At 71.7% G+C, this 18,536-nt stretch carries 18 protein-coding genes and 1 pseudogene; 7 read left to right on the top strand and 12 right to left on the bottom strand.

The window, feature by feature from the left end; genetic code table 11:
* Positions 1-47 precede the first annotated feature (47 nt).
* The 3 genes from AB0O01_RS21995 to AB0O01_RS21985 are packed head-to-tail and all read left to right on the top strand — an operon-like array spanning position 48 to position 3,642.
* Entirely contained in the window at positions 48-572 is a 525-nt protein-coding gene (locus AB0O01_RS21995) for a PadR family transcriptional regulator (RefSeq protein WP_365315676.1), read from the top strand.
* The gene (locus AB0O01_RS21990; RefSeq protein ID WP_365315674.1) at positions 569-1,297 is read left to right on the top strand and encodes an ABC transporter ATP-binding protein; all 729 of its coding nucleotides are present in this window, start codon (positions 569-571) and stop codon (positions 1,295-1,297) included. Before AB0O01_RS21995 ends, AB0O01_RS21990 begins: the two co-directional genes overlap by 4 nt.
* Entirely contained in the window at positions 1,294-3,642 is a 2,349-nt protein-coding gene (locus AB0O01_RS21985; RefSeq protein WP_365315672.1) for an FtsX-like permease family protein, read from the top strand. The genes AB0O01_RS21990 and AB0O01_RS21985 overlap by 4 nt, the downstream gene beginning before the upstream one ends.
* Before the next feature lie 82 nt (positions 3,643-3,724).
* Here the strand turns inward: AB0O01_RS21985 and AB0O01_RS21980 are convergent, their stop codons facing one another.
* Positions 3,725-4,699 carry a LysR substrate-binding domain-containing protein gene (locus AB0O01_RS21980; protein WP_365315670.1) on the bottom strand — a complete coding sequence of 325 codons (975 nt, stop codon included), beginning with the start codon at positions 4,697-4,699 and terminating at the stop codon, positions 3,725-3,727.
* Positions 4,700-4,832: 133 nt separating this feature from the next.
* Here AB0O01_RS21980 and AB0O01_RS21975 point away from each other — a divergent pair, with 133 nt between their 5' ends.
* Complete coding sequence (locus tag AB0O01_RS21975) at positions 4,833-5,387, top strand: peroxiredoxin (protein ID WP_365315668.1); 555 nt, start codon at positions 4,833-4,835, stop codon at positions 5,385-5,387.
* A gap of 5 nt (positions 5,388-5,392) precedes the next feature.
* Entirely contained in the window at positions 5,393-5,926 is a 534-nt protein-coding gene (locus AB0O01_RS21970) for an alkyl hydroperoxide reductase (RefSeq protein WP_365315666.1), read from the top strand.
* A gap of 24 nt (positions 5,927-5,950) precedes the next feature.
* Here the strand turns inward: AB0O01_RS21970 and AB0O01_RS21965 are convergent, their stop codons facing one another.
* The 4 genes from AB0O01_RS21965 to AB0O01_RS21950 form a co-directional block, all read right to left on the bottom strand.
* Positions 5,951-7,357: an AI-2E family transporter gene (locus AB0O01_RS21965; protein ID WP_365315665.1), complete on the bottom strand. Its 1,407-nt coding sequence runs from the start codon at positions 7,355-7,357 to the stop codon at positions 5,951-5,953.
* A gap of 158 nt (positions 7,358-7,515) precedes the next feature.
* Positions 7,516-8,229: a transglycosylase SLT domain-containing protein gene (locus tag AB0O01_RS21960; protein ID WP_365315663.1), complete on the bottom strand. Its 714-nt coding sequence runs from the start codon at positions 8,227-8,229 to the stop codon at positions 7,516-7,518.
* 419 nt (positions 8,230-8,648) lie between these two features.
* Entirely contained in the window at positions 8,649-9,974 is a 1,326-nt protein-coding gene (locus tag AB0O01_RS21955; RefSeq protein ID WP_365315662.1) for a PhoH family protein, read from the bottom strand.
* Positions 9,975-10,419: 445 nt separating this feature from the next.
* Positions 10,420-11,193, bottom strand: a complete 774-nt coding sequence (locus tag AB0O01_RS21950; protein WP_365315660.1) for an isoprenyl transferase — start codon at positions 11,191-11,193, stop codon at positions 10,420-10,422.
* Between the two features lie 828 nt (positions 11,194-12,021).
* Here AB0O01_RS21950 and AB0O01_RS21945 point away from each other — a divergent pair.
* Positions 12,022-12,809, top strand: a pseudogene (locus tag AB0O01_RS21945) (crosslink repair DNA glycosylase YcaQ family protein); the annotation flags it as partial.
* 15 nt (positions 12,810-12,824) lie between these two features.
* Here the strand turns inward: AB0O01_RS21945 and AB0O01_RS21940 are convergent.
* Entirely contained in the window at positions 12,825-13,643 is an 819-nt protein-coding gene (locus AB0O01_RS21940) for a methyltransferase domain-containing protein (protein ID WP_365315658.1), read from the bottom strand.
* Positions 13,644-13,766: 123 nt separating this feature from the next.
* On the opposite strand from AB0O01_RS21940, the gene AB0O01_RS21935 reads away from it, so the two are divergent.
* Complete coding sequence (locus tag AB0O01_RS21935) at positions 13,767-14,153, top strand: DUF192 domain-containing protein (protein ID WP_365315657.1); 387 nt, start codon at positions 13,767-13,769, stop codon at positions 14,151-14,153.
* Between the two features lie 12 nt (positions 14,154-14,165).
* On the opposite strand, the gene AB0O01_RS21930 is transcribed toward AB0O01_RS21935, so the two are convergent.
* From AB0O01_RS21930 to AB0O01_RS21905, 6 genes are all read right to left on the bottom strand, one after another.
* Positions 14,166-14,810, bottom strand: a complete 645-nt coding sequence (locus AB0O01_RS21930) for an OmpA family protein (protein WP_365315655.1) — start codon at positions 14,808-14,810, stop codon at positions 14,166-14,168.
* Positions 14,811-14,821: 11 nt separating this feature from the next.
* Positions 14,822-15,403, bottom strand: coding sequence for a hypothetical protein (locus AB0O01_RS21925; protein ID WP_365315653.1), 582 nt, complete (start codon positions 15,401-15,403; stop codon positions 14,822-14,824).
* A 34-nt stretch (positions 15,404-15,437) separates the two neighbouring features.
* On the bottom strand, positions 15,438-16,034 hold the full coding sequence (locus AB0O01_RS21920) for a pilus assembly protein TadG-related protein (protein WP_365315964.1): 597 nt from the start codon (positions 16,032-16,034) through the stop codon (positions 15,438-15,440).
* Complete coding sequence (locus tag AB0O01_RS21915) at positions 16,031-16,234, bottom strand: hypothetical protein (protein ID WP_365315962.1); 204 nt, start codon at positions 16,232-16,234, stop codon at positions 16,031-16,033. The genes AB0O01_RS21920 and AB0O01_RS21915 overlap by 4 nt, the downstream gene beginning before the upstream one ends.
* 120 nt (positions 16,235-16,354) lie before the next feature.
* A complete protein-coding gene (locus AB0O01_RS21910; RefSeq protein WP_365315651.1) occupies positions 16,355-17,158 on the bottom strand; it encodes a response regulator transcription factor in 804 nt (267 codons plus the stop codon).
* Positions 17,155-18,492, bottom strand: a complete 1,338-nt coding sequence (locus tag AB0O01_RS21905) for a histidine kinase (protein ID WP_365315649.1) — start codon at positions 18,490-18,492, stop codon at positions 17,155-17,157. The genes AB0O01_RS21910 and AB0O01_RS21905 overlap by 4 nt, the downstream gene beginning before the upstream one ends.
* Positions 18,493-18,536 lie beyond the last annotated feature (44 nt).

Genomic DNA, 18,536 nt, shown 5'->3' with positions numbered 1-18,536 from the left:
ACTCCGCGTATACATACCGGGTATACCCCCTGTGTAGAGTGCTCGGCATGTCCATCGGTCACACCCTTCTGGGTCTCCTGGAGTCCGGGCCGCGTCACGGCTACGACCTGAAGCGGGCCTTCGACGAGAAGTTCGGTCAGGACCGGCCGCTCCACTACGGCCAGGTCTACTCGACGATGTCCCGGCTGCTGAAGCACGGCCTCGTGGAGGTCGACGGCATCGAGCCCGGCGGCGGCCCCGAGCGCAAGCGGTACGCGATCACCGACGCCGGGATCACCGACGTCCAGCAGTGGCTCGCGACCCCGGAGAAGCCGGAGCCCTACCTCCACTCGACCCTCTACACCAAGGTCGTGCTCGCGCTGCTCACCCATCGCGACGCCGCCGGGATCCTCGACACCCAGCGCTCCGAGCATCTGCGGATGATGCGGATCCTCACCGACCGCAAGCGCAAGGGCGATCTGGCCGACCAGCTCATCTGCGACCACGCCCTGTTCCATCTCGAAGCCGATCTGCGCTGGCTGGAACTGACCGCCGCCCGACTCGACCGACTCAAGGAGGCGGTGGCGCCATGACCCCGTCCACCACGACCTCGTCCGCCGCGGCCCCGGCCGCCACGCCCCCCGGCTCCCTGCTCGCCGCGCACGATCTGCGCAAGGCGTACGGCCCCACGACCGCCCTCGACGGCGCCGGGTTCTCCATCCACCCCGGCGAGGTCGTCGCCGTGATGGGCCCCTCCGGGTCGGGCAAGTCGACCCTGCTGCACTGTCTCGCCGGGATCGTGGCGCCCGACTCCGGGTCGATCGTCTACCACGGCCGTGAGATGACGGGGATGAACGACGCCCAGCGCAGCGCCCTGCGGCGCACGGAGTTCGGGTTCGTCTTCCAGTTCGGCCAGTTGGTGCCGGAGCTGACCTGCGTGGAGAACGTGGCGCTGCCACTGCGGCTGAACGGCACCTCCCGCAAGGACGCCGAGCGCACCGCCCTCGCCTGGATGGAGCGGCTGGAGGTGGACGACCTGAAGGGCAAGCGGCCCGGCGAGGTCTCCGGCGGCCAGGGCCAGCGGGTCGCGGTGGCGCGGTCGCTGGTGACCGGGCCCCGGGTGCTGTTCGCCGACGAGCCGACCGGCGCGCTCGACTCCCTCAACGGCGAGCGCGTGATGAACCTGCTCACCGAGGCGGCCCGCTCCACCAACGCGGCGGTCGTCCTGGTCACCCACGAGGCCCGGGTGGCGGCCTACTCCGACCGTGAGGTCGTCGTCCGGGACGGGCGTTCGCGGGACATGGAGCGCGCGGTATGAGCACGCGCAGAACGGGGTCCGGCGGGGTGAACGTCCGTCAGTGGGCGCGCGATCTCGCCATGGGCGCCCGGTTCGCCTTCTCCGGCCGCGGCGGGATCATCCGGGCCGGGCTCACCGCGGTGGGCGTCGGTCTCGGGGTGGCCCTGCTGCTGCTGACCACCGCCATCCCGAACGCGCTGACCGAGCGGCACGCGCGCGGGGAGGCCCGTGACGACTACACCTTCGTCACCGTGCCGCCGCCGCGGACCGACGCGACCCTGCTGGTCGCCGATGCCGACACCACCTTCCGCGCGGACGACATCCGGGGCCGGAAGCTGCAGCCGGAGGGCGCCAAGGCGGTACCGCCGCCGGGGGTGGCCGAGTTCCCGGCGCCGGGCACCATGGTGGTCTCGCCCGCGCTGAAGGAGCTGCTGGAGTCGTCCGAGGGGGCGCTGCTGCGCGAGCGGCTGCCGGACCGGATCGTCGGCACCATCGCCGAGCCGGGTCTGATCGGGTCGCACGATCTCGTCTTCTACCAGGGCGCCGAGGGCCTGGAACGCTCTCTGGGCACCGACTCCCGGCGGATCGACGGCTTCGGACGGGACTCGCAGACCGAGCCCTGGGACCCGGTTCTGCTGCTGCTGATCCTGGTGGTGGTCGTGGTGCTGCTGATGCCGGTGGCGGTGTTCGTCGCCGCGGCCGAGCGGTTCGGCAGCGACGGACGGGACCGGCGGCTGGCGGCGCTGCGGCTGGTGGGCTCGGACAGCCGGATGACCCGCCGGGTGGCGGCCGGTGAGGCCCTCGCCGGGTCCCTGCTCGGACTGCTGGTCGGCACCGGCTTCTTCCTGGTCGCCCGGCAGGCCGCGGGCTCCGCGGAGCTGTTCGACCTCAGTGTCTTCCCCAGCTATCTGAACCCCTCGCCGCTGCTCGTGGCGGTGGTCGCCCTGCTGGTGCCGGCCGCGGCGGTCGCGGTGACCCTGTTCGCGCTGCGCGGGGTGGTGATCGAGCCGCTGGGCGTGGTGCGCACCGCCAGGCCGCGGCGCCGCCGGCTGTGGTGGCGGCTGCTGCTGCCGCTGGCCGGACTGGCGATGCTGTATCCGATGCTGGGCCAGGGCAGCGACGGGGGCGAGTTCAACCAGTACCTGGTCACGGGCGGTGTGGTGCTGCTGCTGGTCGGGGTGACCGCGCTGCTGCCGTGGATCGTGGAGCGGTTCGTCGGCCGTCTCGGGGGCGGCCCGGTCGCCTGGCAGCTCGCCGTCCGCCGCCTCCAGTTGAGCAGCGGCACGGCGGCCCGGACGGTCAATGGGATCGCGGTGGCGGTGGCCGGTGCCATCGCGCTCCAGATGCTGTTCACCGGTGTGGAGGACGACTACACCCGGAGCACCGGGCGCGATGTCAGCAGTGTGGAGATGCAGGTCGCCCTGCGGGACGGCACCGGCCCCGAGCGGGCCGTCGAAGCCCTCGCCGCCACCGAGGGCGTCCGCACCGCCCGGGGCTACTCGGACGGCTACATCGCGGACCGGGCCAGGAACCCGGAGCTGGGCAGTTCGGTGACCGTCGCCGATTGCGCGCTGCTGCGCGAGGTCGCGAAGCTGCCGTCCTGCACGGACGGGGATGTCTTCGTCGTACCGGACGCCGCCTACGACCCGGACACCGGCGCCCTGGCCGAGCAGGGCAGGACGGTCTGGTTCGACGCGTCCTACGACGACCAGCCGGGCGACGAGGTCCCCTGGAAGCTGCCCGCCCTCAAGCGGGCCGAGGCCAGCGACACGCTGACCGGCAGCGAGTGGGGCGGGGTGCTCGTCACCCCGAAGGCGCTGCCCGCCGAGCTGCGTCCGCAGTTCACCGGCCAGGTGTATCTGACCTTCGACCGGACCGTGCCGGACGCCTACGACCTGGCCCGCAACGCCGTCGCCGCGGTCGACCCGCTGGCCAGGACGATGATGTGGGTCGCCGAGGAGCGCGTCCAGCGTTTCGAGACCATCCGCACGGGTCTGTTCGTCGGCGCGGCGGCGGTGCTGATGCTGATCGGGGCGAGTCTGCTGGTCTCCCAGTTGGAACAGCTCCGCGAGCGCAAGAAGCTGCTGTCGGTGCTGGTCGCCTTCGGCACCCGGCGCGGCACCCTCACCCTGTCGGTGCTGTGGCAGACGGCGATCCCCATCATCGTCGGGCTGATCCTGGCCAACGCGGTGGGTCTGACGCTGGGCGCGATCCTGCTGCGGATGTCGGACACCGGGGTCGGGGTCGACTGGGTGAGCGTCCTCACGATGACCGGCATCGGCGCGGGCGTCGTCCTGGCGGTGACGGCCCTCAGCCTGCCCCCCCTGCTCCGCCTGATGCGCCCGGACGGCTTGCGCACGGAGTGAGCGGATGAGGGACGGTGCCGTGAGCGGCCTTCAAGGGGTGCTGGGGGCACCCCCTCTGGGGGAGGAACCGCGCACGGCACCCCTACCGGCCGAACCCGGAATCACCGGCAGGAGAAACAACCCGCACCGGCAACTCCCCCATCCCCTCCCTCAGCACTCCCGCCAGCTCCGCATACTCTGCGGAGCGCGCCGCCCCCGTCCGCATGGCGAGGGCCACCCGGCGTCCCGGCGCCGCCGCGAAGGACGCCGTGAGCAGCCGCCCGGAGCGCCCCGCCTCCACCCCCACCGCCGTGCGCGGCAGCAGTGTCACCCCGAGGCCGCCCGCGACGAGCTGCACCAGCGTGCCCAGCCCCGCCGCGGTGGTGGTCGCGGGGACGCCCTCGCGGCCGGCCTCCCGGCAGATGTCGAGCGCCTGGTCGCGCAGGCAGTGCCCCTCGTCCAGGAGCAGCAGCCGCAGCTCGCGCAGCACCTCGCGCGACACGCCCTCGCGCCCGCCGAGCGGGTGCCCGAGCGGGGTGACCAGGACGAAGTCCTCGTCGAAGAGCGGGAGTTCGGTCACCCCGGGGACACCGAGGGGCACGGCGAGCAGCAGCAGGTCCAGCCGCCCGGCGGCGAGGCCGTCGAGCAGGCTCGCGGTCAGCTCCTCGTGCACCTGGAGATCGAGGTCGGGGTAGCGCTCGTGCACCAGCGTCAGCACCGTCGGCAGCAGATAGGGCGCGACGGTCGGGATCGTGCCGAGCCGCAGGGTGCCGGTGAACGGGGCCCGGACCGCCTCCGCCTCCTCCAGCAGCGCGCCCAGTTCGCCGAGGACCGCCCTGGCGCGGACGGCGAGCCGCGCACCGGCCGGGGTGAGGAGCACCCTGCGGGTGGTGCGCTCCAGCAGGGTGATGCCGAGGGTCTCCTCCAGCGCGGCGACCGCCCCGGACAGCGCGGGCTGGCTGGTCCCGACGGCCGCCGCCGCGTCCCGGAAGTGCAGATGCTCGGCGACCGCCGCGAAGGCCCGCAACTGGGCCAGGCTCGGCTGTCTCCGCCGCCCCGACACCTTACCCACAGTCACTGATAACCCCTTCCGATCAACAGACCCGAGTGTAGCTATTACCGCAATCAATCCAGCGTATGAAAGCATCGAGCACGTCCAACCCATGGGAGACACCCGCGTCCAAGGTGTCTCCTCGCTGCAAGGAGAGCCAGTGCTCACTGTCGGTGACAAGTTCCCCGAGTTCGAGCTGACCGCCTGTGTCTCGCTGGAGAAGGGCCGGGAGTTCGAGCAGATCCACCACAAGTCCTACGAGGGCAAGTGGTTGGTCGTGTTCGCGTGGCCGAAGGATTTCACTTTCGTGTGTCCGACGGAGATCGCCGCGTTCGGGAAGCTGAACGAGGAGTTCGCCGACCGTGACGCCCAGATCCTCGGTTTCTCCGGCGACTCGGAGTTCGTCCACCACGCCTGGCGCAAGGACCACGACGATCTGCGCGACCTGCCCTTCCCGATGCTGGCCGACTCCCGGCACGAGCTGATGCGGGATCTGGGCATCGAGGGCGAGGACGGCTTCGCGCAGCGCGCGGTGTTCGTGGTCGACCCGAACCGGGAGATCCAGTTCACCATGGTCACCGCGGGCTCCGTCGGCCGGAACCCCAAGGAGGTCCTGCGGGTCCTGGACGCCCTCCAGACGGACGAGCTGTGCCCGTGCAACTGGACCAAGGGCGAGGACACCCTCGACGCGGGCGCCCTGCTCGCCGGAGAGTGAGTGCCATGTCCCTCGACTCCCTCAAGTCCCGCATACCGGACTACGCCAAGGACCTGAAGCTCAATCTCGGGTCGGTCATCGGCAACTCCGAACTGCCCGCCCAGCAGCTCTGGGGCACGGTCCTGGCCACCGCCATCGCCGCCCGCTCCCCGCTGGTCCTGCGCGAGCTGGCCCCGGCGGCCGAGGCGAACCTGACGCCGGAGGCGTACACCGCCGCCAAGTCGGCCGCCGCGATCATGGCGATGAACAACGTCTTCTACCGCACCCGCCATCTGCTCTCGGACCACGAGTACGGCACCCTGCGCGCGGGGCTGCGGATGAACGTCATCGGCAACCCCGGTGTCGACAAGGTCGACTTCGAGCTGTGGTCGTTCGCGGTCTCCGCGATCAACGGCTGCGGGCTGTGCCTGGACTCGCACGAGCAGGTGCTGCGCAAGGCGGGCGTGGCGCGCGAGACCGTCCAGGAGGCGTTCAAGATCGCCTCGGTGATCCAGGCGGTCGCGGTCACCCTGGACGCGGAGGCGATCCTCGCCGAGTGACCCCGGTGGTTTCGAGGGCCCCGCTCACCCCTGGTGGGCGGGGCTCTCCGCGTTCCCGCCACCGCCGCCACCGCCGCCACCACCGCCGTCCGCCGGGGGAACCGCTCCCCCCTCGACGGCCACCGCGTCCTCCACGGGCGGCCGGGCCGCGACCACCTGCCCCCCGCCGCCCCCGCCGCCCCCGTCGTACCGCCCGTCGGCGTACGCCCGCAGATAGCCGACGACCGTATTGGTGACCGCGACCAGCGGGACCGCGACCACCGCGCCGCCGATCCCGGCGACCAGCCCGCCCGCCGCGACCGCCAGGACCACCGCCAGCGGATGCACCCGCACGGCCCGGCCCAGGATGAACGGCTGGAGGATGTGCCCCTCGATCTGCTGCACCGCGAGCACCACGACCAGCACCATCACCCCGGTGAACACGCCCTGGGTGACCAGCCCGACGACCACCGCGAGCGCGCCGGAGATGACCGCGCCGACCAGCGGGATGAACGCCCCGAGGAAGATGAAGACGGCCAGCGGCACCGCCATCGGGACATCCAGGAAGTAGATGCCGAGCCCGATGAAGATGGCGTCGATGAGGGCGACCACCACCGTGCCCCGCACATAGGCGGTCAGGGTGCGCCAGGCGCGCGGCCCGGCGCCCGCGACACCGGGCCGGGCGGCGGCGGGGACCAGCTTCAGCGCCCACTCCCAGATCCGCCGGCCGTCGTAGAGCAGGAACAGTGTGCAGAACGCGGCGAGCGCGATACCGGTCAGCGCCTCCACGATGACCGTGACCCCCTCCAGTCCGGCGGAGGTGATCTCGTCGGTGTTGGCGCCGACCGCGTCGCGGAGATTGCCCGCGATGTCGTTGATCTGCTCCTCGGTGACATGGAACGGGCTGTTGAGCAGCCAGCGCCGCAGCTCCTCGATACCGTCCTGGACCTGGTTGGAGAGGGTGTCGATGTTCTCCATCACCTGCCAGGTGACGAACCAGCCCATCAGGCCCATCACCACGAATCCGAGGATCGCGGTGAGCGCGGTGGCCGGTCCGCGCGGCACCCCGTACCGGCGCAGCCGCGCCACGGTCGGCTGGAGCAGCGCGGTCATCAGCAGCGCGGCGACGAACGCCAGGACGACCAGTTGGACGGCGCTGATGACCCGCATCAGCACCCACAGGGTCCCGGCCAGCACCAGCAGCCGCCAGCCCGCCTCGGCGGCGACCCGGACGCCCCACGGCACCGCGTGCGCCGGGTCGGGGCGGGTGGGGGGCGCGGCCGGCGGATACGGGGGCGGGGACGGCACCATCTCGCCCCCGGTCCCGGGGCCCGGGACCGGACCGGTGTCGTCGTCGGCACCGGCCCCGGCGCGGCGGCGCTCGTCCAGCCGCTGGCCCATCTCGGTCAGCCCGGCACCCATCCGGCTCAGCCACCCTGGCACTCGTGACATGATCCGCCCTCTTCCCCCGTCCTTCCCCACTACTCCCCCCTGGAGCCCGTCGTGTCAGACCGTACAGGGCGAAAGCCCCTCCCCCTAGGACGGGGAGGGGCTTCACGGGGTTGAGCGGGGCGGCCCGGTGAGGGCCGGCCGGGGCTCCGGTACCGGTGCTAGTACCAGTTGTTGGCCTGCCAGAACGTCCACGCCTCGCAGGGGCTGCCGTAGCGCTCGTTCATATAGCTGAGGCCCCACTTGATCTGGGTGGCCGGGTTGGTCTGCCAGTCGGCGCCGGCGGAGATCATCTTGGAGCCGGGCAGCGCCTGGAAGAGACCGTAGGCGCCCGAGGAGGGGTTGACGGCCTTGTAGTTCCAGTCCGACTCGTGGTCCACGATGTTGCTGAAGCAGGTCCACTGGCCGGACGGCACCATCTGGCGGGCCATGGCCTGGATCTGCGCGACGGTGTAGGAACTCTGGACGCTGAAGCTGGAGGCGTCGCTGACGGACTCCGACTTCTCGCGGCTGGCCTTCTCCTCGGCCTCCGCCCGCTCCTTGGCTTCCTTCTCCGCCTTGGCCTTGGCCTCGGCGTCCTTCTTCTTCTTGATGGCCGACTTGGCCGCCGCCTTGCGGGCCTCCGCCTCGGCGTCCTTCTTGGCGCTCGCGTCCGCGGCGATGGCCTGGTTGTCGGCCTGCTGCGTGAGGGAGGCGGTGAGGACCGGGGCCTGCTGGCCCGTGGGTATGTCCGCGAGGAGCGTCAGGTCGGTAGCCGCCGCTTCGGCGTCGTTGTTCTGTGCGGTGCTGCCCGAGGCAACGCCGACAACGCTACCGACGGCGGTGACCGCGGTGGCCGAGGCCACTGCGAATCCCCGGACCGAGATCCGGCTCACACGGTTTCCTTCCAGCATCGCCCGCTTCGGTGACCCTGGCGGACGCTGATCGTGCCCCTGGCGCTGGCCTCCCCTACTGCGCGGTCACGGGAGGCACGGGCCCGGTGGGCAACTCCCGTGCGGGGAGCGCCGCGAAATGCTCGGGCGGCATACGGCGACGCTGTTGAGTTTGCGGTGGTGCGCTGTGGTGCCGTACCCCTCGGGGTACACGAGTGCCGTATGCGGGGCCTGACAGGAACGAGACTCTGCCGTAACCCGGCGCCGGGTGGCAATTCTGTGTTGCGTGTGAAAGCTCACACCCCGCGCGCCCCGGGGGATTTCGGGAAAGTGCGGCGCACGACAGCGCCGCCCGGCTAGGGTCTCCCCTTTGCCGGGCGGCGCCAACTGCCGGATATTCGCCCCGTTGTGGGACGTCCGGGTCAGATCTGTCCGTCCTCCAGCATTTCGGTCACAAGGGCGGCGATCTGGGACCTCTCGGACCGGGTGAGGGTGACATGCGCGAAGAGCGGATGCCCCTTCAGTTTCTCCACCACGGCCACCACTCCGTCGTAGCGCCCGACCCGCAGATTGTCCCGCTGGGCCACGTCATGGGTGAGCACCACCCGTGAGTTGGCGCCGATCCGGGAGAGCACGGTCAGCAGGACGTTGCGCTCCAGCGACTGGGCCTCGTCCACGATCACGAACGCGTCGTGCAGCGACCGGCCGCGGATATGGGTGAGCGGCAGGACCTCCAGCATCCCGCGCGCGGTGACCTCCTCGATGACCTCCCGGCTGGTGACCGAGGACAGGGTGTCGAAGACCGCCTGCGCCCAGGGGCTCATCTTCTCGGCCTCGGTGCCCGGCAGATAGCCCAGCTCCTGCCCGCCCACCGCGTACAGCGGCCGGAAGACCATGATCTTCTGGTGCTGACGGCGCTCCAGCACCGCCTCCAGGCCCGCGCAGAGCGCCAGCGCCGACTTGCCGGTGCCGGCCCGGCCGCCCATCGAGACGATCCCGATGTCCGGGTCGAGCAGCAGATCGAGCGCGATGCGCTGCTCGGCGCTGCGGCCCTTGATGCCGAACGCCTCCCGGTCGCCGCGCACCAGCCGGACACTGCCCTCCGGGGTCACCCGGCCGAGCGCCTTGCCGCGCTCGGACTGGATGGTCAGCCCGGTGTGCACGGGCAGCGAGGCCGCCTCGGGCACATACACGTGTCCTTCCTCGAAGAGGATGTCCACCTGTTCGGCGGGCAGCGCGAGTTCCGCCATCCCGGTCCACCCGGAGGCGTCCGTGATGGCCAGCTCGGCCCGGTACTCCTCGGCCAGCAGACCGACCGAGGACGCCTTGATCCGCAGCGGGAGGTCCTTGGACACGACGGTGACGTCGAACCCCTCCGCCTGGAGGTTCCGGGCGACCGCGAGGATGCGGGAATCGTTGTCCCCCAGGCGGTAGCCGCTGGGCAGCACGCTGGGGTCCGAGTGGTTGAGCTCGACACGGATGGTGCCGCCCAGCTCCCCGGTGGGGATGGGGGCGTCGAGTCGGCCGTACCGGACCCTCAGATCGTCCAGCAGGCGCAGGGCCTGCCGGGCGAAGTAGCCGAGCTCCGGATGGTGCCGTTTGGCCTCCAGCTCCGTCACCACCACGATCGGGAGCACGACCTCGTGCTCGTCGAAGCGGCTGAGGGCATGGGGATCGGCCAGCAGGACGCTGGTGTCGAGAACATAGGTGCGCCGGTCGGGCTTGTGGCGCTTTGTGCTGGTCACCACGGAAGGACGTACCCCCTCGGATGAGGTCGGGGAGCGACGGAGAGGAGCTGGACCGGTCCTCGGCCCCGTGGCACCACGGGCCGGGAACCGGCCCTCCGCGGCTTCATCCGTGCCGAGACCGCACGGTCGGGCTGGTGCAAAGGGCCTCCCGGGCGGACGGCCCCGTGCCGTCCGCTGAGATCGAGACATCCGTGGTTCGGATGTCGACCTGTCTGCGTTATGCCCTCGAACGAGCGCGGCCATGCCAGGGCATATGACGGCGCTCCGATGAACTCCGCGTTAAGCGGGGTACGTCCGGGTCACCGCTGCTCTGTGGGAGTACGTCACCTTTGGGTGGCCAAGGTGACCGGACCGGTCAGGTGACCCGCCGTCGTGACCTGCCGCCTTGACCTGCCGCCTTGACCTGCCGTCGGACGGGCGGCGCGGCCCGGTCCCGCGCTGGCGGTCAGCCGCCGAAGCGCCGGCCGCGGGCGGCGTAGTCGCGCAGCGCGCGCAGGAAGTCGACCTTGCGGAAGGCGGGCCAGAAGACTTCGCAGAAGTAGTACTCGGAATGGGCCGTCTGCCACAGCATGAATCCGGACAGCCGCTGTTCGCCGCTGGTGCGGATGACGAGATCGGGGTCGGGCTGGGCGCGGGTGTAGAGATGGCGGCCGATCATCTCGACGTCGACGGCCTCGGCCAGCTCCTCCATCGTGGTGCCCTTGTCGTGGGCCTCCAGCATCATCGAGCGGACCGCGTCGGCGATCTCCTGCCGGCCGCCGTAGCCGATGGCGACATTGACCACTATGCCGTCGATGTCGGCGGTGGCCGCCTCCGCCTCCTTCAGGGTGCGCTGCATCCCGGCGGGCAGCAGATCGGGGGTGCCGACATGGTGCACCCGCCAGCGTCCGTCGGCGCCGAGGCTGCGCACCACGTTCTCGATGATGCCGAGGAGCGGGACCAGCTCCTCCTTGGGGCGGTCGAAGTTGTCGGTCGACAGCAGCCAGAGGGTGACCACCTCGACATCGGTCTCGGTGCACCAGCCGAGGAACTCCCCGATCTTCTCCGCGCCGGCCCGGTGTCCGTCCATCGTGGGCGAGCCGGAGGCTTTGGCCCAGCGCCGGTTGCCGTCCATGATGACGCCGATGTGCTTGGGCACCTGAGCGTGGTCCAGGTGGCCTTCCACCCGGTGCGCGTACAGCCTGACGAGCAGGCTCCGCAGCGTGTCGCGCAGGTTCACGTGATTGTCAGCCCCTCCGGTACGGATTCGGACGGCCCGGCCGAGTGCGGGTCCGGTCCGAGTGGCGGTCCCTTGAGGGGTGTGAGCCTACCCCCGTTCTACGACGGCTCCCCCTAGGGGTGTTGAGGGGGGAGGCTCCTTGTGCGGGGCGGGTGGGGGATGGGGGTGAGCGGGCTGTGGTGGGGGTGGGCCGGCGGCAGGCGGGCCGCGCGGTGCGGGGTCCCGCGCCGGGGGCGTGGGCGGGGCGCTGCCCCGGGTCCGGCGCCGGGGGGCGTGAGCCGGGCGCATCGGGGGGCGGTCGGGAGAGGGCAGAAAAACGGGCCGGTCCGTGGGGGGGGAGACGGACCGGCCCGAGGGGGGGCTTCCACCATAACCCTTCGTAAGTGATGCTGCGTGCATCGGCGTGCCACAACTACTCTCCGAAGTCGTCCGGCAACGCCTCGACACCCGTGAAATGCCCGCTTCACAGGCAATGCGTGGCTGATTCCCAGCGTTCGGCACTCCGGCCGGGCGAATCGCCGGAGTTCCCTCCGATGGGCCAATCGCCGGGCGAACCCGCACGTGACACCCCCGCGAACAGGCACGGCACCGCGCAGCCCCCTCCACCGCGCGGTGCCCACCGCGCAGCTTTGCTCACGCGAATTGCCTTGGTCCGAACTTACGCGACGCCCGCACCAGATGCGAATCACCTGCGATAACGATGTGGAGAATCCGTGAACCGACGGACCGGCAATTTGACTTTTACTCCTATTTAGGCGATTTGCCACCTTCCATTGCTCCCGACCAAGAGGTCGGAATGCGTCCTACTGCTGCCCCACGGTCGCCCCCATGACCGTTGCGATCACTTGGCGCGCCGCGAGCGCCCGCCGACTCGACCGGCAATTCCTGGCCAATCCTGCGCCGGAGGGCATCGGAGTGGCCCGGATCGCGTCCGCGATGTTCGGGGCACACGCCCAGGTGCTGTCCGCGGCCGAGCTGTCCCTCGGTCTCCGGACCACGGGACGGACCCGGGCGGACGTACGGGCGGGGCTCGCCGCCCGGGGGACAGCGCCGTCCCGGGGGGCGGGGACCCGACCCTGGGGAAGACCTGCGGCCCGCGCGGCACCGTGCCTCTGCTGCCCGCCGCGGACCTGCCCCTGTACCGCGCCGCGCTGACCGCCGTACCAGCCGGGCCGAATCCGACCGGGCCCACCGGGGAGCGGACCGAGCGGGTGATCGCGGCGGCCGGGGCGGCGCTCGGCGAGCGCGGGCCGCTGACCGTGGACGAGCTGAGCGAGGAGGTCGTGGCCCGCACCGGGCCCTGGGCCCGGGAACGGGTGATGCCGGCGTTCCAGGACCTGTGGCCGCGCCGGCGGTCGGTGCTGCACCGGGCCGGGCAGTTCGGCGCACTGTGCTTCGGCCCGAACCGGGGCCGCAGGGTCCCCTGTGTCCGCCCGCCCCGCTTCGAGGGCGGCCCGGCCTGGCCGGCGGCCGGTGGCACCGCCTTCCCCGACGCCCCTCCGCGCGGGGTACGGCTCCTCCCCTGCTTCGACGCCCACGCCATCGCCGCCCAGCCCCGCGAACCGCTCCACCCCGGCCCCGCGTACCGGCGGGGCCTCGCGGGCGGGCAGGCCGGGGGTGCGGGTGCGGAGCTACGGGCGGTCGGGGGTGGTGGTGGACTTGCGGGCCTCGAAGAGGTGGCGGGTGCTGTGGGCGACGAAGGGGCCGTCGGAGCGGATCCGCTCGTGCAGGGCGCGCAGCCGCGGCTCGTACGCCTCGACGGTGAAGCCGGGGACCATCCAGACGACCTTGCGCAGAAAGTGCACGACGGCGGCGATGTCGTGGAACTCCATCCGCAGCCGCTCCGCGCGCAGGGCGACGATCTCCAGTCCGGCGGCCTCGGCGTCCGCGCGCTCCCGGTCGGGACGGCGGGCGGAGCGGACGGCCTCCGGCTGGGGCCCGAGGAAGTACTCGACCAGCTCGAAGACGCTGGCGGGGCCGACATGCTGGGCGAAGTACGTGCCGCCCGGGGCGAGGACGCGGGCGATCTCGCTCCAGTGCGGGCGTACCGGGTGACGGCTGGAGACCAGGTCGAAGGCGCCGTCCGCGAACGGCAGCGGGGCGTCCTCCGGGGACGCCACGACCGTGACGCCGTAGGGGTGCAGGAGGGTGGTGGCCCGGTCGACGTTGGGGGGCCAGCCCTCGGTGGCGGCGACGGTGCGGGGGGCCGGGTGGGCGTCGTCCGGCCGGCCGAGGGCGAAGGCGAGGACCTCGCCGCCGCCGGTCTGGATGTCGAGCGCGGCACCGGCCCGGGCCAGCCGTCCGGCGAGGGCCAGCGCGTACCCCCAGGAGGGCCGCTCCTCGGTGGCCCGGCCCTCGAACCAGGAGAAGTCCCAGCCGTCGGTGGGGGTGGCCAGGGCTTCGGCGATGAGGGCTTCGAAGGGGGCGGGGTGGGGGTGGTGCGGGTGCATGAGAAGGCCCAGGGGGTCAGGGGATGGTCGTGCGGTTCTTCCTATCGGGGGGTGGGGATCGGGACAACTGCTTTGCGGGCGGGGCGGGTGTGATGGGGTGGGGGCGGGAGGGGGTGGTCCGGCGTGGGTCGTCGGTCGTCGCGGTGGCGGGACGGGGTGGGGGTGCTGGTGGTGCGGGGTTCGGGGGAGCGGGTGCCGGTGTCGGTGCCGGTGGAGGTCGCCCGTTCGTACCGGGCCCGGACGAGGGGGCTGCTGGGGCGGGACGGGGTCGAGGGGGCGCTGCTGCTGACACCGGCGGGGAGTGTGCACACGTTCGGGATGCGGTTCGCGATCGACGTGGCGTATCTGGACCGGGGGCTGCGGGTCCTCGCCGTCCGCACCATGGCCCCGGGCCGCCTGGGTCTGCCCCGCCTGCGCTCCCGGCATGTCCTGGAGGCGGAGGCGGGGGCGATGGAGGGGTGGGGGGTTCGGGTCGGGGTGCGGGTGGAGGTGGAGGTGGAGAGGGGTTGATGGGGTGGGGGGTTAGTCGGTGCGGGGGAAGGTGACCTCTACGCGGCGGTTCTTCTTGCGGCCGGTCTCGGTGTCGTTGGAGGAGATGGGGTAGTCCTCGCCGTAGCCGCGGACCTCGAAGGTGACGTTGGGGTTGTTCAGCTCCGAGTCGAGGATGTCGTGCACGGCGTTGGCGCGCTCCTTGGAGAGGGCGTCACCGCTGGCGGCGGAGCCGAGGTTGTCGGTGAAGCCGAAGACGCGGACCGTGGTGGCGCCCTGTGTGTCGATCTCGGCGGCGATCGTGGCGATCCGGGCCTTGGCGTCGCCGGTGAGGGTGGCGCTGCCCTTGGGGAACAGCACCTCGGCCTGGAGGGCGAACTTGACGTCGGCGTTGGTGTCCTCGCGGCGTTCGTCGCCGCTCTGCTCCTCGACGACGGTCTTGATGTCCAGCACCTTGGGCTCGGCCAGGGTGGCGCCCTCGGGGAGCTTGAGGTCGAGGTCGTTGGGGTCGACGTCGACGGGGGCGGAGGCGCTGGGTTCGGTACCGGGCGGCACGCTGGGGTCGTCGTCGGCGTGGGCGACTGTGCCGGAGAGCAGGAGGAGGGTGGCTGTGGCGAGGGCCAGGGGGAGGGGGGTTCGGGGTCGGGATCGGGTGGTGAGGGTAGGAGTGGAGGTCATGGTCGGGGGCCTCATCCGGTGATCTGGATGGGGGCGGCGGCGAAGGTGGGGAGTTGGAAGGTGACTTCGGAGGAGTTGGAGGTGGGTGCGGGGAACTGCATGAACACGGGAATCGACGCCCCGGCCTTGATCTGGGGCATGTCCGTGGTGGTCAGAGGACGGCCATCGGTGTCGCGGAGCACGTAATACCGCTTCTTGGTCTCGGAGTCCACGAGTGTCGCCCCGCCGAGCGACTCGCCGTGCCGCACGATCTCGGTCTCGTCGCCACGTGTCTCGATCGGGATGCGGATCGAGTCCGAACCGTCGTTCTTGATCTCTCCGTTCACGGTGACGAACCCACCGGCGTCTCTGACGGCGGAGGTGATCGTCAGGATCAGCCCGTCCTCGCCCCTCACTTCGGCGAGGGGTGTGTCCGTGCCTTCCTGGGTGTCGAGGCCCGAGCTGTCACGCTCGGATGCGGATGCGGATGCCTCCGGCTTCGCGTCGTCGCTGCCACCGCCGCCACCGCAGCCGGCCACGCCGAGGACCAGTCCAGCCGCAACGGCCAGCGCAGCCATCCCCCTGCGAGCCTTCGCCGTGCACCGAATACTCATGACTCCGCTTCCTTCTCAACTCGTCGTTCGCTTGTCAGTCGGCCAGGTGGACATCGAAGAGATCCTCGGGACCTGGCAGGTCGGCCGGTTCCTCCGGATCCAGCTCCCAGCTCTCGCCGTCACAGGAGAGGTCGGGCAGCACTTCCTCACCGGCGTCCTCACCGGGAAGGTCGAAATCGCAGCGCGGTTCGATCACGGCCCGCGCCCGCGCGGTCGCGTGCTTACCCTCCGTGCCCGGCACGATGGAGTCTCCGACGGACTCGTTGGTCGTCGCCTCGACCACGTAGGCGAGAAGGCCGTCGGCAGTGCAGTCGGCCTCCGCGTCATTCATCGAGGCCAGTTCGTAGGCACGCCAGCAGCCCGAGTCGACGCCTGCCGCGTTGCCGTCGAAGATCGCCCGCCATTGGGCAGGATCCAGCAGGTCGTCCAGCCAGGCGCCGGTGAGGTCGTCCCGAGTCTCCTGAGCCGCTGCCAACGCGGCGGCGTCGGCCGCGGTCTGGGCGTCGCTCCGGTTGACCGCTGCCTGGCCCACGGCGACGAAAGCGAACGCGAGAAGGAGCAGGCCCGCCACCACCGTGATGTAGATGGGGAAGGCCTGCCCCGCGTCACCGGACGGACGAGCGTGGGTCAGCCGGTCAGTTCGTCGATCTGCTCGATGATGGCCTCGTAGATCGCCGAGCCGATATCCGTCCCCGTGATCGCCAGCACAATGGCCACCACCACCGCGATGATCCCCAGATACTCGACCGCCGTCTGTCCCCGGTCGTCGTCCCGGGCCGCGCGGTCCCGTTCCCTGATGGACGAGATCGCGGAGTTGATCCAGTTGCCCATGACGCACCCCTCCAGGGTCACCGTGGCCGGTGCCGCTTCCGACGCGGCCACCGTAGTGCCGTGTGGCGTGTCTGCCCCAGGGTCCACGGGCCCAATCACGGGCCCAGAGCGGGTGGCGGGTCATCGGGCACCCCAGTGGTCGTCGGGAGCCGTTCCCAGCCACTTGGCGGTGGCCTCCGCGCGGGTGACGCTGTGGAGTTTGGCGAAGATGCGGTTGATGTGGTTCTTGACGGTCTTCTCGGTGATGAAGCACAGCGCGGCGATCCGCTGATTGGTCATCCCGGATGCGATGAGGTCCATGATCTCCGCCTCCCTCGCGCTGAGCCGGAACCTCGCCCGGGCCGCCGTCGGTACGGCCCCCGGGGAAGACTGTGCCATAGATGGTTGCATTCGCGAAAGGTGGTGGGGTGGGTAAGTGCCTTCAGGGGGGAGGAATTCGTCAGGGGCGTGTGCAGTCGCATCGAAGTGGTGGAGGAGGGCCGCCGTCGGTGTCGGGGTCAGGTGCGGGCGGCCCGCGGTGATGTCGCGGACCGCTGTGACCAGTTGCTCCACCGTGAACTCGCCGTGCACCAGATACCCCCGCGCCCCCAGCCGCAGCGCCTCCCGGACGATCGCCGGTTCGCCGCTGTACGTCAGCATCATGACCGGTGCCCGGGGGGTCAGGTACGGAAGTGCCGAAATGCCGTCCACACCCGGCATCCTGACGTCCAGCAGCACCACATCCGGCCGGTGCCGGTCCACCGCCTCGCACGCCGCGCGGCCGTCCGACGCCTCCGCGACCACCGTGAGGTCGGGGTGGCCGGACAGCAGCGCCGTGAGGCCCGCGCGGACCACCGGGTTGTCGTCGGCCACCACCACCCGCAGGGCTCTGGCCTGCGGCGGTGAGGGCAGGGGTGGGGGCGGGGGCGGCCGTGTGCCTGTCATGTGTCTGCCCTCCATACCTTCAGCGGGACGTCCAGCCTGACTTCCGTGCCCGGGGCGGGCTCCCCCGGGCCGATCCGGATCCGTGCCCCGATCGCCGCCGCCCGCTCCACCATGCCGACCAGGCCGAAATGGCCGGATGCGTGCAGGTGTTCCAGGGTGGTGTCCGGAGGGAGACCCCGGCCGTCGTCGGTCACGGTGAGGCGGAGCCGGTCGCCGTGGAGCGCTACCGACACCTCCGCCCGGGCCGCGTGCGCGTGGCGGTGTGCGTTCTCCAGTGCCTCCGCCACCACCGCGAGGACCTGGCGGGCCACCCCGGTGGAGGTCCGGGGGACGGTCGGGGCGCCTGCGTATGAGGTGGGGAGGCCCGTTCGGGTGGTGAAGTCGGTCAGGGTGGAGTGGAGTTCGGGGAGGATGTCCGTGCCGGGCGGGGTGGCGCCGGGGGTGGTTCTCAGGTCGCGGAGCAGGTCGCGGGATTCCGCCGCCGCCCGGCGGGCCGAGCGGGCCACCAGGTCGGCCTGGCGGCGGACGAGCGCCGGGTCGGCTCCCTCGCGGGTCGCGGTCGCCGCCAGGGCCTCCGCGGCGAGGGCGACCCCGTGCAGGGTCTTGGCGACCGAGTCGTGCAGTTCGCGGGCCAGCCGGGCGCGTTCCGCGGCGACCGCCTCCGTGGCCGCGAGGCGGGTGCGGATCTCCGTCAGGGACTGGGTGGCGGCGCCGAAGCGGAGCATCAGATTGCGCAGGGTGGATCCCATCGCGCCGACGATCACGCAGAGGCCGGGCAGGAGCAGGGACTCGGCGAGGGTGGTCGGGCGGTCGCGGTTCAGGGTCGCCTCGACCAGCCACAGGATCAGGCCCTGGAGCGAGGCGAACACCGCCGCCGCCCGCCAGCCGTAGACCAGGCCCGCCAGCAGCGGGGTGCAGACGCTGACGTAGGCGAGCGTGCTGTCCGGGCCCGCCGGGATCAGCAGCAGGGCGCCGAGCGCGGTGTCGGCGGCGAGGAGGGTGGGGTGGCGCAGCAGGAGCGGGCCGAAGCGCTCCCAGTCGCGGAAGAGGACGTAGGACACCATGAAGGTGGCGACCACCGCCGCGCCGACCAGGGGGGCGCCGAGGCCGGGGCCCGCGTTCAGGAGGGCGGCGGGGGCGGCCACCGCGATCATCGCGAGGCGGAAGCCGAAGACCTGGCGGCACAGGGCCTGGAGGGCGTTCACCTGGAGCCGGATGGCCGGTTCGGGGGGAGTGGGGGGCGCGCAGTCCTGGGGGGTGACCGGGAAGCGGAGTCGCCGGCGGTCCCGGGCGGGTGTCGTGGCCGCCCGGGTGGTCGGCACCGTTGTCGTCATCGGCGTCTCTCGTCGTCGTTCGTCATCCCTCGCGCCCCCGGTCG

The organism is Streptomyces sp. NPDC093252 (assembly GCF_040683675.1).
In the GTDB taxonomy this organism is placed as follows: Bacteria; Actinomycetota; Actinomycetes; order Streptomycetales; family Streptomycetaceae; genus Streptomyces.
This window is presented reverse-complemented; position numbering and strand designations above follow the sequence as displayed.

Excerpts from the sequence above, each read along its gene's own strand:
- AB0O01_RS21925 (WP_365315653.1), bottom strand. The coding sequence starts at position 15,403 with ATGAGTATTCGGTGCACGGCGAAGGCTCGCAGGGGGATGGCTGCGCTG.
- AB0O01_RS21995 (WP_365315676.1), top strand. The coding sequence starts at position 48 with ATGTCCATCGGTCACACCCTTCTGGGTCTCCTGGAGTCCGGGCCGCGT.
- AB0O01_RS21940 (WP_365315658.1), bottom strand. The coding sequence starts at position 13,643 with ATGCACCCGCACCACCCCCACCCCGCCCCCTTCGAAGCCCTCATCGCC.
- AB0O01_RS21970 (WP_365315666.1), top strand. The coding sequence starts at position 5,393 with ATGTCCCTCGACTCCCTCAAGTCCCGCATACCGGACTACGCCAAGGAC.
- AB0O01_RS21985 (WP_365315672.1), top strand. The coding sequence starts at position 1,294 with ATGAGCACGCGCAGAACGGGGTCCGGCGGGGTGAACGTCCGTCAGTGG.
- AB0O01_RS21905 (WP_365315649.1), bottom strand. The coding sequence starts at position 18,492 with ATGACGACAACGGTGCCGACCACCCGGGCGGCCACGACACCCGCCCGG.
- AB0O01_RS21930 (WP_365315655.1), bottom strand. The coding sequence starts at position 14,810 with ATGACCTCCACTCCTACCCTCACCACCCGATCCCGACCCCGAACCCCC.
- AB0O01_RS21910 (WP_365315651.1), bottom strand. The coding sequence starts at position 17,158 with ATGACAGGCACACGGCCGCCCCCGCCCCCACCCCTGCCCTCACCGCCG.
- AB0O01_RS21965 (WP_365315665.1), bottom strand. The coding sequence starts at position 7,357 with ATGTCACGAGTGCCAGGGTGGCTGAGCCGGATGGGTGCCGGGCTGACC.
- AB0O01_RS21990 (WP_365315674.1), top strand. The coding sequence starts at position 569 with ATGACCCCGTCCACCACGACCTCGTCCGCCGCGGCCCCGGCCGCCACG.
- AB0O01_RS21915 (WP_365315962.1), bottom strand. The coding sequence starts at position 16,234 with ATGGGCAACTGGATCAACTCCGCGATCTCGTCCATCAGGGAACGGGAC.